Here is a 13,020-nt window from a genome sequence, read left to right as displayed (position 1 = left end):
CGGCGAGGGGCTTTACGGCTACTAGATATTTGATATGGCCGGACTTGTAACCGGCGGTAACGTCATCCTGACTTTATCCGTTACGGCTGGGAATCGCCGTTTACGCGCGGCTTCACGTCTACTCAATTCCCCCTCGTAACAGGTGTAACGGGTGTAACTAGAGGACATGAGATATGTGGTGATGAATGATGGTGGATAGGAACAGTTGCCGCAGTTACACCTGTTACGCCTATTGTTAATCGGTTGGGTTTCAACTATTTGACGGTAACGGGCTGTTGGGAGCGCGATGTTAGATGTTATTCGTGGATCCGTGCTTTTTTGACTGCTGCGCGCTTATCGATTGGGACTTTTTATGGTTGAGAGTCTGTAAGATGTTGAGACAGCTCCGAGATGGAGTCAGTGCTGCTGGCGTTTCCGCCATATCCGGTAACGGCTCAGGTGGATTCCCCGGCGGCACGTAGGCTGCGATTGAGAGTAAAGCAGTTCGACCACCATGGATGAGCCGGTGGTATGGCGGGCGGCGCTCAAAGCGAAGCGCCTTCAAGTCCATTCTTGAGGGCGCTTGTCTTCTTTTTATCACCATGCATGGCGTTCGGTCTGGCCGAATATGGATTCCCATAGGGCACAGGATTGCTTGGACTGCTCATCCCAGTCGGGTTCATACTTTTTGATGATGTCGTCGAAGCCGTCCCAAAGCCGGCTGATGATGTTCGGACGATCGTAGGAGCCGTTGGGTTTGACGGGGACGCTTAATGTCGTCAAGCGGTATTCATCGATGTTCTGTATGGGATGGCCGCCGGGCTCGGCGACCATGATGTCATCGCAGTACCCATACCCATCGGAATCCTTATGGAAGATTCCTACGGCAGGGTAATCGTCAAGCAGATAGAAGCAGAGTTGCACGTCAACAGTAGGCGCGTTCATGTCGCTCATCTTTGAGACCTCCAATCAAGCCCATCATACTTGTGCTTTATGTAAAACGGGTGCTTCCCGTAAAGGGAGGCACCCGTTGGTTGTCTCGTTCTCTTCTTTGGATTAGGCCACGGTGTCATACTCGGACGGATTGCCTTTGCTGTCTGGCTTGTCCTTGGCGATGGCGTCAAGTCTTGCTTGGTCAACGGCGTCCGCGACTTCGTTGAGCCTTTCTGGCCAGAGTCCCGCGTAGACGTCGAGCGTGATGCTCGCGGTGGCGTGGCCGAGCTGTTTCTGCAGGGTTTTGACGTCGGCACCACTGGCGATGGCGATGGACGCATAGGTGTGGCGGAGGCAATGGATGTTCACGCCTTCGTCCTCCATGCCGGCGTTGCGCACGCTGGGATACCAGATGCGTGTCCGCCAGTTGTGGTCGTGTATGTACCCGCCTCGTTTCGCCCTGAACAGGAACTCGTTCCTGCTTTGCCCGGCTGCCTGTTCCTTGAGCTTCGGAATCAGAGAGGCGGGTATCGCGATGGTACGGGCCTCGCCGTTCTTCGGGGTGCCCAGCTGCATCTTGCCGTTGCCGTCGTCCGACCATGTGCGGCGGATCCGCGCCTTGCGCTTAGCGAAGTCCATGTCCTGGACTTGCAGGGCGAGCGCTTCGTTGATTCGTGCTCCCGTATAGGCGAGGAATCGTATGAGCAGACCGTCCACGTCCCGGCCCTTTGCCGTCGCGGCTTCGGCGAGCAGTTCCACTTCCGGCACGGTGAGGAACACCATGTCTTCGTCTTTGGATTCGATTTTGGGCGTGTTGACCTGTTTGGCGGGATTCTCGCGGATCCATTTGTTGGTGATGGCGTACTCGAACACCGCCGCCATAACGACCTTGACGATGTTGCGGATGCTGCTGGGGCTGAGTGGCCGTGGCTTCCGCTTGCCGGGCAGCTCGGCCACGTATCCGCCTTTGGAGAGCTTGTTCACCCATGCCTGGAGCTCCTTGGGTGTGATTTCGCGCAGCGTCTTTCCGCCCCATGTGGGGTTGATGTACACCCTCAGTTCGCGTTCGTAGCGGCCAAGCGTGGACGGTTTCACATCCAGCTTGGTTTCGATCCACTGGTCGGCCACGTCGCAGAACAGGCGTTGGTCGGCGTTCGGATCGACGTACCTGCCGCGTCGGATGTCGTCTTCGAGTGCGGCTTGGAATTCCTCGGCGTCGCAGAGCTTGTCGAATGACTTGGTCTTGGACTGCTTGGTGCCGTCGGGTTTGATGACGAACCAGCGGCAACGCCAGCGCTTGCCCTCTCCGAATCGTTGCGAACGCCATTTTTCGGGTACGCGGGCCTTCTTTGGGTCGCGTGCGTTGGCGAGGCTCCGTCTGGCCGTCGCCGAGGGAGGGGTGCCGTCGTCGGCGTCTTTAAGCCACAGGTCGTCGATGCTTACTCGTGCCATGACGGTCGCTCCTTCCTATGCGTGGATCATTTTGCAGGGTTCGGCTACGCCTTCGAGGATTTCCTGATAGTCCTTGATGAGCCCGACCGTGACTCCGAGTTCTTCGGCGATCCGGTAGGGGCAGGCCTCGTATGCCTGTTCGGCGTTCGCGTAAGCCATCGGGCTGATAAGACGTAGGGCGGTTTCGCGCCGGGTTTTCTGTTCCTCGGCTTCGTGTCCCATGAGCTGGGCGATGCCATCGCGCCAGTGTTCGGCGTGGATGATTTCGTGTTGCAGGGTGACGAGTTTCTGGCTGTCGGTTAGACGCTCGTCGAGGGTGATTCTGCGCTGGTTGTGTTGATAGCTCCCCAATCTGTCGTCATTGATGGTGGTTTCGACTACTTGCAGTCCCATTCCTTGGGCGATGCGAAGCAGGTCGTGGTAACTGTTCAACCGTTTCCCTTCTCTGCTGGTTGGCTGTCAGTCGATTGGCGTGTTCATTTCCTGTTGCTTGTTGTGGTCGGTGTACGCGGCGGTGTCGTAGTCGCTTTGCACCGTGTGCCCGGTGATTTTGGCGAGCTGCTGCGCCGCGCTGAGGTACGCGGTGCCGGTGGTCGCGGCGGGCGTCGTTGTGATGGGGGTCTGTGTGGTTGCGGCTGGTTTCCTTTCGGTGGCGTACAGGGTGAAGTCGTATACCTTGCCGTCGCGTTGGAAGCTGCCGTGGGTGATTTCGGCCTTCGGGTCGTGAGACATGAGGTCTTCGGACACTTTCTCCAGAACGCTCTCGTAGCCTTCCGGGACGTCCCCGTCGCGGAGTGCGTCGAGTATGCGGAGGCGGAGTTCGCTTTGCGCTTTGGCGTATTCGGGTGTGGCGAGTTCCGCGTTCGCGTAGCCGAAGCTGCCATGGACTTGGCTTTCGTATTCGTTGCGGACGTCGTCGATTCCTTTGTCGGGGTTGTGTTCGACGTACTGGGACAGCGCCTCTATCTCGCGCAGCGCGATGACGGGATCCGTGTCGCATTCCTTGGAGAGGATGATCAGTTCGCTGATGCGGACCGCGCCTCGCGACGCGTTCACGATGTCGCGCATGCGGCTGTACTTGACTTTTCCGCCGGTTTCGCGGTCGATGACAAGCATTGATTTCGGCGCGTGTTCGAGCATATACCCGACCACGACGCGGGAGGCCATGTCATATGAGGAGTCGTATGCTTTCATGCCTCTCATTGTTGCATCATGTCAAATACGACATGCCGCATTTGCGAAACAAATTCGTCAATTGCGTAATGTGTATGACTTGTAAAGAAAGGCCTCGACTTTGGCAAATGACTAAGTCATATGACAAACTGAAGCCATGAGTCAAATGACAAATGCAAATGACGAACTTGCTGGGGTTAGCGCTGTGGCAATCCGGCAGGTGCGTATCCACACGGTACTCGAAGGAATGACCATGGAGCACATAGCAGAACGGACGGGCGTATGCAGGGAGACCGTCTCCCGTCGCCTGAAATCCACGGACATGAAGGTCGCCGACTATATGAGCCTGTGCCATTCGGTCGGCATGGACCCGGCCGACAATCTGGATGACGCCATCGCGGCGGCTTCCCGGTTCCGTTCCGAGGGGGCCGGCCATGCATCCAGATGAAAAGGTGAACACGGATCTGTTCTCGGCGCTGGAGCGCTCCCTTAAGCCGATGAACACACCGAAGGACGTCTCCGCGACGGGAATCTCCGAGGGGACGCTGGGCTATTGGCGCTCCATGGGCGTCGGTCCGAAGTTCGTGAAGGTGGGTCGCACCGTGCTCTATCCGAAGGAGACGGTGCTCGACTACTTTCGCACCCACGTCTACCAGTCGGCTGGCGAGGTGAGAGGCGAATGACGGACTTCGACCTTGACGATCTCACGTTCATCGCAACATGCCGGGCCGGACGCGTCCCAAGCCGAGCCGCTGTGCGCCGAACCCGCAGACGGGGAACGAGACCGATGAGCGACGACGAGCGCCGCAGAAGGAAACGCGATTGGCAGCGCATGAGGCGTGAGGATCCGGAGGAACGGGAGCGGGATCGGGCTTATGCGCGTGACCACTATTACCGGAACCGGGAGAAACGGCTCCGGCAGATGAAGGAATACCAGCAACGTCGCAGGACGGAGGAACCGAATGGGCAGAAGCATGAGGACGGCGAGACGGGCCGGTGCGTCAATGGAATCCCGGACGGCGGACTATCTGAGATGGGCTTTGGGCGACGACCGGATCGAACGCCGCCACCTTGCCGGGGCCAAGGATCGCGGTGACATAGCCGGCATCCGCTTCCGGGGGCATCGCGTCGTGATCGAATGCAAGAACACGGCGGCGATGAATGTCTCGCAGCATCTGCGGGAGGCGGAAACGGAGCGAGGCAATGACGACGCCCTGATCGGAGTGGTCGTGCAGAAACGACCCCGCATCGGCATCGAATCACGCGAGGGGCAGGCGCGGCAGTTGGTGATGATGACCCTGGAGTCATTCGCCCTGATGCTGAATGACGGTCTGCCTCTGGGAGGCGAAAAGGAATGAAACGGTACCTGCCACGCTGCCGCACCTGCGGATCCCTGTCGGCACCAAGCGATGTTGACTCGGCATACGAGACGGCGAAGGCGCATATGAAGAACAAGCCCGGCCATGCGGTCGGGGTCATCCCGATAAGGGTGAACGGAGGCAAACGACAATGAAGGAAACCATGGTGCAGCCGACGATCGACGGAACGACGCCGTCGGAACGCGATCTCAAACGGGATCTGTTGGCGCGGCAGGCGGCCCGCATCGCGGATCTGCAGGAGGGTATCAAGCGCTCCCAGGACGAGATCGACTTGCTGAAGTCCCAGATCCTCGACGCCTGGCCGGTCGGTTCGTATGAGGCCGGAGACCTGAAGGTGCAGATCAGACCCGGCAACCAGCGATTGGATGCGAAGCGCTTCGCCGAAGCGTATCCCGCCGCCGCCAACCCGTCGCTCTACAAGGTGACGCCCGATGCGGCCGCCGCGCGAAGGGCTCTGGGCGAAATGGCGTTGGAGCCGTTGATGAAGCGCGACAAGAGTTCCGTGGTGGTCAAATGAGCGCCGCCGACGTACTCGCCGTGCTCAACGACGGCAACCCCGAACCGGAGACAAGTCAGGCAGGTGGCAAGTCCGACGGGAAGACTCCCTATTCGATGCTGCGCGTGGAGGCGACGCTGTGGCCCCAGATCCGGGAACTGATCGAGGACAACATCCGCAACGCGCCACGGGAACGGCAGAGGGCCATAGGCCCAAGCGAATTGGGCACGGACTGCGTGCATTGTCTCGCCGCGAAACTGGCGGGCTGGCATCGCCGGTGCGGTACGGCATGGCTGCCGTTCATCGGAACCTGCGTCCACGAGCATTTCGAGCGGATGTTCGCCGGATTGAACCCGCAGGGATTCGACCCGGATGTGAAGCACCGGCCATACGAAACCGAGATGCGAGTCACCGTCGGTGAATTGCACGGCCTTGAGGGCGGCTACCCGGTGCGCGGATCCATCGACCTATACGACCGGACTTCCGCAAGCACAGTGGACTGGAAGATCGTCGGACCCACCACATTGAAAGGCGTGAAGGCGCACGGCCCCTCGCAGACCTACATGGTTCAGGCGTCGCTGTACGGCATCGGACTGGTCAACGCCGGCGAACAAGTGGAGCGTAACTGCATCTTCTTCCTGCCGCGCAACGGCATCAGCCTGAACGACGCCATGCCGGTCGAACTGCGCTTCAGTGCCAAGCCCGGACTATGGGCATTGGCGAGGGCTCAGATGCTCGTCACGTTCATGGACCTGATCGAGCAACAGGACGGCCCGGACGTGCGCGACGCATGGATCCACCTGCTGCCGGTCTCGGACACGCACTGTTTCGACTGCGGGTCGTGGGCGGACGACGCGGCGAACGCGATCCCCGAACTCGCCAAGCCTGCCACGCCGGAAGTGCCGGAACGATGGCGACGGCTCATCCCGCTACTGGAGCCGACGATGCGGGAGGTGCCGGATATGTGAGAGACAGCGCCCACTCGCCGAATTATCCCCTGAAAACAAACAGTCAACAATGTCAAGGAGTCATCAATGTTCGCACAAGCAAACCAGCCGCAGGGCAATTACGGCCAGACCGCGCAACCGCTCCCGTCCCTGGCGCAGGTGATGGCGGGAGGCACGCCGTCGTTCTTCCAGCGGGACGATCCCATCGGCGCAAGCGTGACCGGCACGGTGGAAAGCATCGAGGCCCAGCAGCAGCGGGACATGGACACGCAGGAGCCGAAGTACTTCGACAACGGGCAGCCCATGATGCAGGTCGTCATCCACATCGCCACCACACTGCGGGACGCCACCATCCCCGGCGACGACGGCGTCCGCGCCGTGTACGTGAAGGGCAAGAACCTAAGCACGCTGCGCCAGGCATCACGCATGGTCGGCCGCGACTTCCCCCACGTGGGCGACGGATTCACCGCCACCTACACCGCCAACGGCGAAGCCAAGAAACGCGGATGGAACCCACCGAAGCTGTACAGCTACGAAATCGTGCCGAACCAGTCGCAGGTAACGCAGGCCATGAACGCCCAGGAGCCGCAACAGTCTGCGCCGGCGCGGCAGACGTCTCCGGCCATGCAATCGCAGCCCGCGTACCCGCAGCCGCAGGTGAACGCGCTGCAGATCAAACAGCTCGCCGCCACCGGACGGTCGGCCACGGAAATCGCCGGCTTCCTCGGCATCGACGAGAAAACCGTCAGCGGCATCCTCAACGACGAACCGGAGTTCTGAACAACCAGCCCGAACCGTAGCCAAGCGGACATCACGGATGCGACAGACGTGACGGGCACCAATAACACACCACATGAACCACAGGAATCGAGGCGAAGGAATGAACGCTCCGTTCAGGCACACATGCTCGATCATCCCGGACGGGCCGAGCAACGTGCAGAACGTACTCATGGGCATGCGCGTATCGCCGGATCCGTGGAAGCACACCTTCTACGACCGCCTCGGCAGAAGCATCGAAGTCCCACGCAACGAGATGAACAGGAACAAGCCCTACTTCGACGACGGATACGCGAAAGCGTTATGGGACTTCCGCAACGGTTCCATGCTGCTCGGCGAAGACGAGCGAACGCTGTACGTGCGCGACGTGGACAGAAGCGGAGCCAACCGGCTGCTCGACTCATGGCACGCCATCGGGTCCCTGGAGGACGAATACCACGTGACCGGGCGCTCGCAGGTGTATCTACCGTGGAACGTGCAGCTGCGCGTCGAATGCTCGAAACTGCCCGGACGCGTCCTCCACGGGGTGAAGTTCCGCAACATGGCCTTCTACCGCATCGACGGGCGTGTGCGGCGCATCCTGCCCGGCGAGAAGTTGTTCGACAACCCGTTCGAGGTATTTATGGACGTGGACTACTCAGACGAACTTGTAGCCGAGGCGGGCGAGTTCCTGCGCTTCGTCACGGCGGACGGGCACAGCGCCGAGAATCTGGGACGGATGTTCGCCACCCCGCTGTTGGAACCGTACAAGCATCTGTTCTTCGTCCTGTACGGAGGCGGCGGCAACGGCAAGGGCATATTGCTGGACACGCTGCACCGCAGCCTGCCCACGCTGTCCGCTGCGGTCACGTCGAAGACACTGCTGGGAGGAAGGAACGGCAACGGAGGCTTCGCCACGGATCAGGAGACGCTAAAGCTGATCGGCGCGTTATGGGCATACGACGAGGACGCGGACACCATCACCTTGGAACAGGCCACGCTGCTGAAGAAGATCGGCACGGGCGACACGATGGTCGCACGCCGGGTGCAGGAGAACGCGGTCAGCTTCAAGAACAAGGCGACGTTCATCATCGCATCGAACAATCCGGTCATCATGAGCATGACCGAGGCCCTGGAACGTCGCCGCGTGTTCGTCCGCATGCGGGACGGCCGCGCCGAGGACGAGTTCAAAGACCTGCTGAGATTCCGGGACGAGCACGGCATCGCCCCTTTCCTCATGGCGTCATGCCGCCTGTGGGAGGTTCGCGGGGACAAGCCCTGGAACGATGTGGTCATCGGATCCGCCGACGACCTGACCGAGGCACAGCAGTGGATCGTCGACTGCATCGTGGCGAACGGCTATGCCGTCAGCCGCGACAACCCATTCCATGAGACCGACGCCGCGCACCGGAACACGGCCATGAAACTCGGACTGAAGTCGAAGCCCAAGCGCATCAACGGCGAAGTCGTCCGCGTGCTTGTGGTGAAGAACGAGCACGTCTTCAGCGTGTACCGGGACAGCACCGCACGGGATATGACCGAAGCCCTGCAGGATGACGAAGGCCATACGCCCGCGCTGCCGGATCCCATTGAGGACGCCGCCGTGAAGACGCCGGACGACTGCGGATACCATGTCACGTTCGGCACCGTCTCCGAAGGCAAACGATCCTACGACTGGTCGAGAAACCGCACGCTGCCAGAAGGCAAGAAGCCGCCGACCGGCGTGGCCGCGTATGCGGTCGTGCCGGCGGAAGGCGTGGCGATCATCGATCTGGACGTCGCCAAGGATCCGACCACGGGCGAAGTGCTCAGGGACGCGCCGACCGGCTGGGACATCTTCAACCGTGAGATCGGGGCATACGGGTCTGCCGACTTCCCGAAGACATACCTCGTCGGAACGCCGACCGGCCGCAGGAACGGGCTGCCCTCCGCGCACGCCTATTATCTGATCCCTCCGGAGCTGCAGGGCAAGCTGAAGAACGCCGTCCATGAGAAGGGCATGCCGGTTGACATCCGATGTGAAGGCAAGGGCTACGTGGTCGGGGCCGGCAGCCATATCCCGGAAACGGGCGACTACCTGCTGCTGGATCTGCCGGACGGGCAACCGCCGGTGATGCCGCCGAAGATGGCGCGATGGCTCATCGACCACAACTACGTGAGCGAAGCCGGAAACCGGCCGACATTAGGCAGGAAGACAGGCGAGATCCCGTCGCTGAGCGAGATCATGCGCCGGCCGATCACGGTGACCTCGACAACGGGCGGGCGGCCGGACATGACGCCGGTTCCGGCCGGCAGCCGGAACAACGACCTGCATGCATGGGCCTACGGGCGACTGCTGAACCACCCCGAAAACGCCGACGCCATACAACGTGAGCTGTTCGAGCGTGGAAGGGCCAGCGGACTGCCCGACTCGGAACTGACCACGATCTGGCAATCCATCCGACGGCAACTGGGAGGCCGATGACATGGCACGACGAAAACCACCCTGGCTGAGACTCCTGTGCCCGAAGGGCGTGAACCCCGCGCACCTGACCGCACGCCGATGCGGCACCTGCCATGAATGGGTGGCCGTGGATACGGGCGGGCCGGTCGAGGAAGTATACGACCCCGGCGTACTCGACGCGACGGATCTGACAACGGCCATCATCCTCGGACGCGGATTCATACGAATCAAACCCATAGCGGGCACCACGCTGGTAACCCTGCGAACCCCATGCGGCGCACGCGGCATCGAACCCGAAGGCCTATATCTGGCCCGACACGAATGCTTCCACGAGCCGATCAGCATGAAACCGTTCAAGCCACCCAGACGAAGTACGCGAACCGCATGGGCAGGGCCAACGGCGAGCGCCGAGGAAATCAGACAATTCGAAACAGCTTGGAGGAACAAGCAATGACAGCCACCCGCAAACCGGTACTCAGGGCACCGAACACCAGACCCATCGCCATCCACAGGCTCGCCAGACTCATGCCGGCGGTTCTGGCGGCACTGCGCACGCCGGCCATCACGGTCGGATTCGGCACGGCGGCCGGATACATGCGCGTCTGCCAATGCGGATACGCAACGCGAGACCCGAACCTATTCGCACACCATTTGGAACTCAAGATCGGAGAAACACTGATGAACAACCCACTGGCCTTCCTGGACGACCGCACGCCGACGATCCGGCACCGCCTGCTGGACACCGCAGACAACGGCCGTCTGCTCATCTGCTCGTGCGGACGCGACTTCACATCGCTGTTGGTCATGCAGGAGCACATCCGTGCCATGAACGAAAGGCGCGACGATGACCGGGCATGAAGACCACATCGTCGTCACCGAATACGACAGACACGGCCTGCGCTGGTGGTGCTCCTGCGGATACGACACCGACAACCTCAAGGAACTGCGAAACCATCTGAACCGAAAGGAAGACCATGACAGGCCCATGCGTGAACAATGACGGAGCCCGCACCGCAACCGGACGACTGCTATGCGGGGACTGCGAGCAACGGCTGCTGAACAGCCTCACCGCGATAGGAGAGGATGCCACGCCGCTGTTGATGATCGCCACGAAACGGGCCAGCGTAAGCATGCAGGGCAATGGGCATGCGGCACCGGTCCAATCGCCATCGCCACTGCGCGACGGCATGTGGGAGCTGTACTGTGAGACGGAACGGCTGCTACGGCAGCTGGGGCTGAGATTCAACTATGCGAAGGCCGTGGATCCACGCGCCACCGTGGCCGCTCTGGCCGGTGCCGTCATCTCGGATCCGGAACCGCTGCTGTCCAGTGGCGACGTGCTCGCCTGGTACGAGGACATCACCGGCATCGCCGACCGGATCCGCACGGCGGTCAACCCGGCAAGGCCACGCATAGCGTTCGGCGCATGCCCGGAATGCGGAAGCGTGGTATGGGGAGACCCCGACGAACAGTACGGCGAATGCGCCGGCTGCGGAAGCCGAGTGAACCGTCGTGCCGTATCCGACCGTCTGCTCGCCAGGCTGGTCGTCAGCGAGGTCAGGGGAACACCCACCCAGTTGAGCGCCGAATGTGCCAAAGCGGGAATCCGTCTCCCCGCAAGCACGATTCGTAGCTGGGTAAAAAGGGGACGGTTGCGATATGACGATGATGGAAAACTAAGCTTAAGCGAGCTCGTGCCATTGCTTGATGAACGTAGAAGATAGCGATAAGCGGTGATGATATTGTGCAATTGACATCATCACCGCTCGCTTCTACTTTTCATCATTATGCGATGGAGCTTCCAGCATTGCCCGATACGGTTCCAGACTCAATGCCGTTCGCAGAGCGTCGCTACGTAGGGGTACAAACTCGCCATCTTTGGTCATCTTTCCCAGAAGCGCCGACCAAGCATCGAAATCCTTTTGTTGCTCAAGAAGCGGGATATTCCGTTCCAAGGCTTTATTGATGAGATCCGTCACATTCTGCGTAGTCAGTTTCTCCATGGTTTGACGCAATTCCAGTTTCGTCTTTTCATCGAAATCGGAGTCACGTATGTTGGCCGAAGAAAGCTCGCGAATATCCTTTGCCAAATCCATTGCTTTGTACATGATGACGAGCAGACGATTTTGTGCTTCTTCGCTGTTCATGTGCAACTGACACTCTTCAATCGCCTCATCAACTTCTTTGGAAAAAGTATTCGTTTCCTCGGACGCGGACGTCAGTAACGCAATCGGCTGCGATGCCTCGGAGTCATTCTTCTGACGAGTTACCTTGTTCCAAAGTTTACCCACCGAGGGCTTGACAGAATCATTCCACCAGTGGACAACGGTTTTATCCCACCAATTTCTGAACTGCTCGTTGTTTGCTAGGTAAACTGCTGTTCCAGCCACTGCAGCAATTGCAATCACAGCAGCAGCCATGGCAGCTGCCGGCGAATCCCCGTCATCGGGGTCAATTCCTATGTCGTTACTATCGTCATCATTACCGGAGACAGGCTCCCAACGAGCTTGTCCCTTCAGATGGTTTTCTTCATCGAAAAAAGCTCCCAGAAAGACGTTAGGATCATCCTGAGGATTAGCTAAGTGCATGCCGTCAGGCATTATCAAGCGGAACAGTTGCTCGTTTCCCACATCGGCTCCTTGTCCTCACGTTTCAGCATGAAACGCATGAATCACACGTTAAACAGTATAAGGGTCAAGAACGGCTTGTTGCAGCGACAGTGACAGGACAACGGGGGCTTAGACGATATGTATGTTGGTTCACAAGCAAGCCCCCATGATCTATCGTGATGCAAGCCAGTAAAACTCAGTAAAACAAAATCGGGCCAAAAATGGCCGTTTCACCAACAAAGAAGAAGCCCTACTTCCCAAGCTGAACTGCCTCCCATTTCTTGGACACGAGAAATGGGAGGCTCTTTTATGACTGGAAAAGCCATCTACGATGTCGGGATGAGGATGCGCGCCGTCGAGCTGTATGAGGAGGGGCGTGGCTACCCCTCCATCGCGTCGCTGCTCGGGATTCCCAAGGAGACCGTGAGAAAATGGCTGGATACCTACAGGTCCGTGGGAATCGAGGTTCTGGCTTTGATGGGCGCGAAGAAGACGGTGTATTCGTTCGAGACGAAACTGGCCGCCGTCAGGGCGGTCGTGGACGAGGGGATGACCAAGGCCGATGCCATGGCCAGGTACGGGATCGCCTCGTCCAGCCCGTTCAAGAAATGGCTGAAGACGTACCGCGAGGACGGCCCGGAGGCTCTCAGGGCGAAGCCCAGGGGACGGCCGAAGGGTTCGAAGGCGGAGGCCAGGGCGGAGACGCGGGAGGAGGAGCTCGAGCGGTGTCTTTCGTCAAATTGATGTGAACATCGTCGGCACTTTTTCTGAACACCGTCGGCGTTCAAATTGAACATGGTCGGCGGTTGGTTCCTTTGTTTTGTTGTGTTTGGTTATTTCATGAGCGAGTGTC

17 protein-coding genes are annotated in these 13,020 nt (G+C 59.7%); 12 read left to right on the top strand and 5 right to left on the bottom strand.

Annotated features, from left to right (window positions below; genetic code table 11):
- Nucleotides 1-576: 576 nt before the first annotated feature.
- The 4 genes from G1C95_RS03300 to G1C95_RS03285 form a co-directional block, all read right to left on the bottom strand.
- Nucleotides 577-933 (bottom strand): hypothetical protein, encoded by a 357-nt coding sequence (locus tag G1C95_RS03300; RefSeq protein WP_169171545.1) that lies wholly within the window; start codon nt 931-933, stop codon nt 577-579.
- A 102-nt stretch (nt 934-1,035) separates the two neighbouring features.
- Nucleotides 1,036-2,364 (bottom strand): tyrosine-type recombinase/integrase, encoded by a 1,329-nt coding sequence (locus tag G1C95_RS03295; protein WP_169171544.1) that lies wholly within the window; start codon nt 2,362-2,364, stop codon nt 1,036-1,038.
- A gap of 15 nt (nt 2,365-2,379) precedes the next feature.
- A complete protein-coding gene (locus G1C95_RS03290; protein WP_169171543.1) occupies nt 2,380-2,796 on the bottom strand; it encodes an ImmA/IrrE family metallo-endopeptidase in 417 nt (138 codons plus the stop codon).
- Nucleotides 2,797-2,823: 27 nt separating this feature from the next.
- Nucleotides 2,824-3,558 (bottom strand): hypothetical protein, encoded by a 735-nt coding sequence (locus G1C95_RS03285; RefSeq protein ID WP_169171542.1) that lies wholly within the window; start codon nt 3,556-3,558, stop codon nt 2,824-2,826.
- Nucleotides 3,559-3,790: 232 nt separating this feature from the next.
- On the opposite strand from G1C95_RS03285, the gene G1C95_RS03280 reads away from it, so the two are divergent.
- The 11 genes from G1C95_RS03280 to G1C95_RS12505 all read left to right on the top strand — a co-directional run bounded on the left by G1C95_RS03280 (nt 3,791) and on the right by G1C95_RS12505 (nt 11,282).
- A complete protein-coding gene (locus tag G1C95_RS03280; protein WP_169171541.1) occupies nt 3,791-3,985 on the top strand; it encodes a hypothetical protein in 195 nt (64 codons plus the stop codon).
- Nucleotides 3,972-4,220 (top strand): DNA-binding protein, encoded by a 249-nt coding sequence (locus tag G1C95_RS03275; RefSeq protein ID WP_169171540.1) that lies wholly within the window; start codon nt 3,972-3,974, stop codon nt 4,218-4,220. The genes G1C95_RS03280 and G1C95_RS03275 overlap by 14 nt, the downstream gene beginning before the upstream one ends.
- Nucleotides 4,221-4,541: 321 nt before the next feature.
- Nucleotides 4,542-4,895, top strand: coding sequence for a hypothetical protein (locus G1C95_RS12510; protein WP_240947404.1), 354 nt, complete (start codon nt 4,542-4,544; stop codon nt 4,893-4,895).
- 151 nt (nt 4,896-5,046) lie between these two features.
- Nucleotides 5,047-5,433, top strand: a complete 387-nt coding sequence (locus tag G1C95_RS03265; protein WP_169171538.1) for a hypothetical protein — start codon at nt 5,047-5,049, stop codon at nt 5,431-5,433.
- A 95-nt stretch (nt 5,434-5,528) separates the two neighbouring features.
- Nucleotides 5,529-6,380 (top strand): hypothetical protein, encoded by an 852-nt coding sequence (locus G1C95_RS03260; protein WP_417852255.1) that lies wholly within the window; start codon nt 5,529-5,531, stop codon nt 6,378-6,380.
- 66 nt (nt 6,381-6,446) lie between these two features.
- Nucleotides 6,447-7,139: a hypothetical protein gene (locus tag G1C95_RS03255; protein WP_169171536.1), complete on the top strand. Its 693-nt coding sequence runs from the start codon at nt 6,447-6,449 to the stop codon at nt 7,137-7,139.
- Nucleotides 7,140-7,239: 100 nt separating this feature from the next.
- The gene (locus tag G1C95_RS03250) at nt 7,240-9,579 is read left to right on the top strand and encodes a DUF5906 domain-containing protein (protein WP_169171535.1); all 2,340 of its coding nucleotides are present in this window, start codon (nt 7,240-7,242) and stop codon (nt 9,577-9,579) included.
- A 1-nt stretch (nt 9,580) separates the two neighbouring features.
- Nucleotides 9,581-10,012, top strand: coding sequence for a hypothetical protein (locus tag G1C95_RS03245; protein ID WP_169171534.1), 432 nt, complete (start codon nt 9,581-9,583; stop codon nt 10,010-10,012).
- Complete coding sequence (locus tag G1C95_RS03240) at nt 10,009-10,416, top strand: hypothetical protein (RefSeq protein WP_169171533.1); 408 nt, start codon at nt 10,009-10,011, stop codon at nt 10,414-10,416. The genes G1C95_RS03245 and G1C95_RS03240 overlap by 4 nt, the downstream gene beginning before the upstream one ends.
- On the top strand, nt 10,403-10,558 hold the full coding sequence (locus G1C95_RS03235; RefSeq protein ID WP_169171532.1) for a hypothetical protein: 156 nt from the start codon (nt 10,403-10,405) through the stop codon (nt 10,556-10,558). Before G1C95_RS03240 ends, G1C95_RS03235 begins: the two co-directional genes overlap by 14 nt.
- Nucleotides 10,533-11,282, top strand: a complete 750-nt coding sequence (locus G1C95_RS12505) for a hypothetical protein (RefSeq protein ID WP_240947403.1) — start codon at nt 10,533-10,535, stop codon at nt 11,280-11,282. The genes G1C95_RS03235 and G1C95_RS12505 overlap by 26 nt, the downstream gene beginning before the upstream one ends.
- A 48-nt stretch (nt 11,283-11,330) precedes the next feature.
- On the opposite strand, the gene G1C95_RS03225 is transcribed toward G1C95_RS12505, so the two are convergent.
- Nucleotides 11,331-12,188 (bottom strand): hypothetical protein, encoded by an 858-nt coding sequence (locus G1C95_RS03225; RefSeq protein WP_169171531.1) that lies wholly within the window; start codon nt 12,186-12,188, stop codon nt 11,331-11,333.
- Between the two features lie 288 nt (nt 12,189-12,476).
- On the opposite strand from G1C95_RS03225, the gene G1C95_RS03220 reads away from it, so the two are divergent.
- Nucleotides 12,477-12,911 (top strand): helix-turn-helix domain-containing protein, encoded by a 435-nt coding sequence (locus G1C95_RS03220; protein ID WP_169171530.1) that lies wholly within the window; start codon nt 12,477-12,479, stop codon nt 12,909-12,911.
- Nucleotides 12,912-13,020: the final 109 nt, after the last annotated feature.

Source organism: Bifidobacterium oedipodis (genome assembly GCF_012932425.1).
GTDB classification, from domain to species: Bacteria; Actinomycetota; Actinomycetes; order Actinomycetales; family Bifidobacteriaceae; genus Bifidobacterium; species Bifidobacterium oedipodis.
This window is presented reverse-complemented; position numbering and strand designations above follow the sequence as displayed.

What these genes read in the sequence shown, in the direction of transcription:
- G1C95_RS12505 (WP_240947403.1), top strand. Translation starts at nt 10,533, where the DNA reads ATGACAGGCCCATGCGTGAACAATGACGGAGCCCGCACCGCAACCGGA.
- G1C95_RS03300 (WP_169171545.1), bottom strand. Translation starts at nt 933, where the DNA reads ATGAGCGACATGAACGCGCCTACTGTTGACGTGCAACTCTGCTTCTAT.
- G1C95_RS03245 (WP_169171534.1), top strand. Translation starts at nt 9,581, where the DNA reads ATGGCACGACGAAAACCACCCTGGCTGAGACTCCTGTGCCCGAAGGGC.
- G1C95_RS03260 (WP_417852255.1), top strand. Translation starts at nt 5,529, where the DNA reads ATGCTGCGCGTGGAGGCGACGCTGTGGCCCCAGATCCGGGAACTGATC.
- G1C95_RS03255 (WP_169171536.1), top strand. Translation starts at nt 6,447, where the DNA reads ATGTTCGCACAAGCAAACCAGCCGCAGGGCAATTACGGCCAGACCGCG.
- G1C95_RS03285 (WP_169171542.1), bottom strand. Translation starts at nt 3,558, where the DNA reads ATGAAAGCATACGACTCCTCATATGACATGGCCTCCCGCGTCGTGGTC.
- G1C95_RS03265 (WP_169171538.1), top strand. Translation starts at nt 5,047, where the DNA reads ATGAAGGAAACCATGGTGCAGCCGACGATCGACGGAACGACGCCGTCG.
- G1C95_RS03220 (WP_169171530.1), top strand. Translation starts at nt 12,477, where the DNA reads ATGACTGGAAAAGCCATCTACGATGTCGGGATGAGGATGCGCGCCGTC.
- G1C95_RS03280 (WP_169171541.1), top strand. Translation starts at nt 3,791, where the DNA reads ATGGAGCACATAGCAGAACGGACGGGCGTATGCAGGGAGACCGTCTCC.
- G1C95_RS03240 (WP_169171533.1), top strand. Translation starts at nt 10,009, where the DNA reads ATGACAGCCACCCGCAAACCGGTACTCAGGGCACCGAACACCAGACCC.
- G1C95_RS03250 (WP_169171535.1), top strand. Translation starts at nt 7,240, where the DNA reads ATGAACGCTCCGTTCAGGCACACATGCTCGATCATCCCGGACGGGCCG.
- G1C95_RS03235 (WP_169171532.1), top strand. Translation starts at nt 10,403, where the DNA reads ATGACCGGGCATGAAGACCACATCGTCGTCACCGAATACGACAGACAC.
- G1C95_RS03275 (WP_169171540.1), top strand. Translation starts at nt 3,972, where the DNA reads ATGCATCCAGATGAAAAGGTGAACACGGATCTGTTCTCGGCGCTGGAG.
- G1C95_RS03295 (WP_169171544.1), bottom strand. Translation starts at nt 2,364, where the DNA reads ATGGCACGAGTAAGCATCGACGACCTGTGGCTTAAAGACGCCGACGAC.
- G1C95_RS12510 (WP_240947404.1), top strand. Translation starts at nt 4,542, where the DNA reads ATGGAATCCCGGACGGCGGACTATCTGAGATGGGCTTTGGGCGACGAC.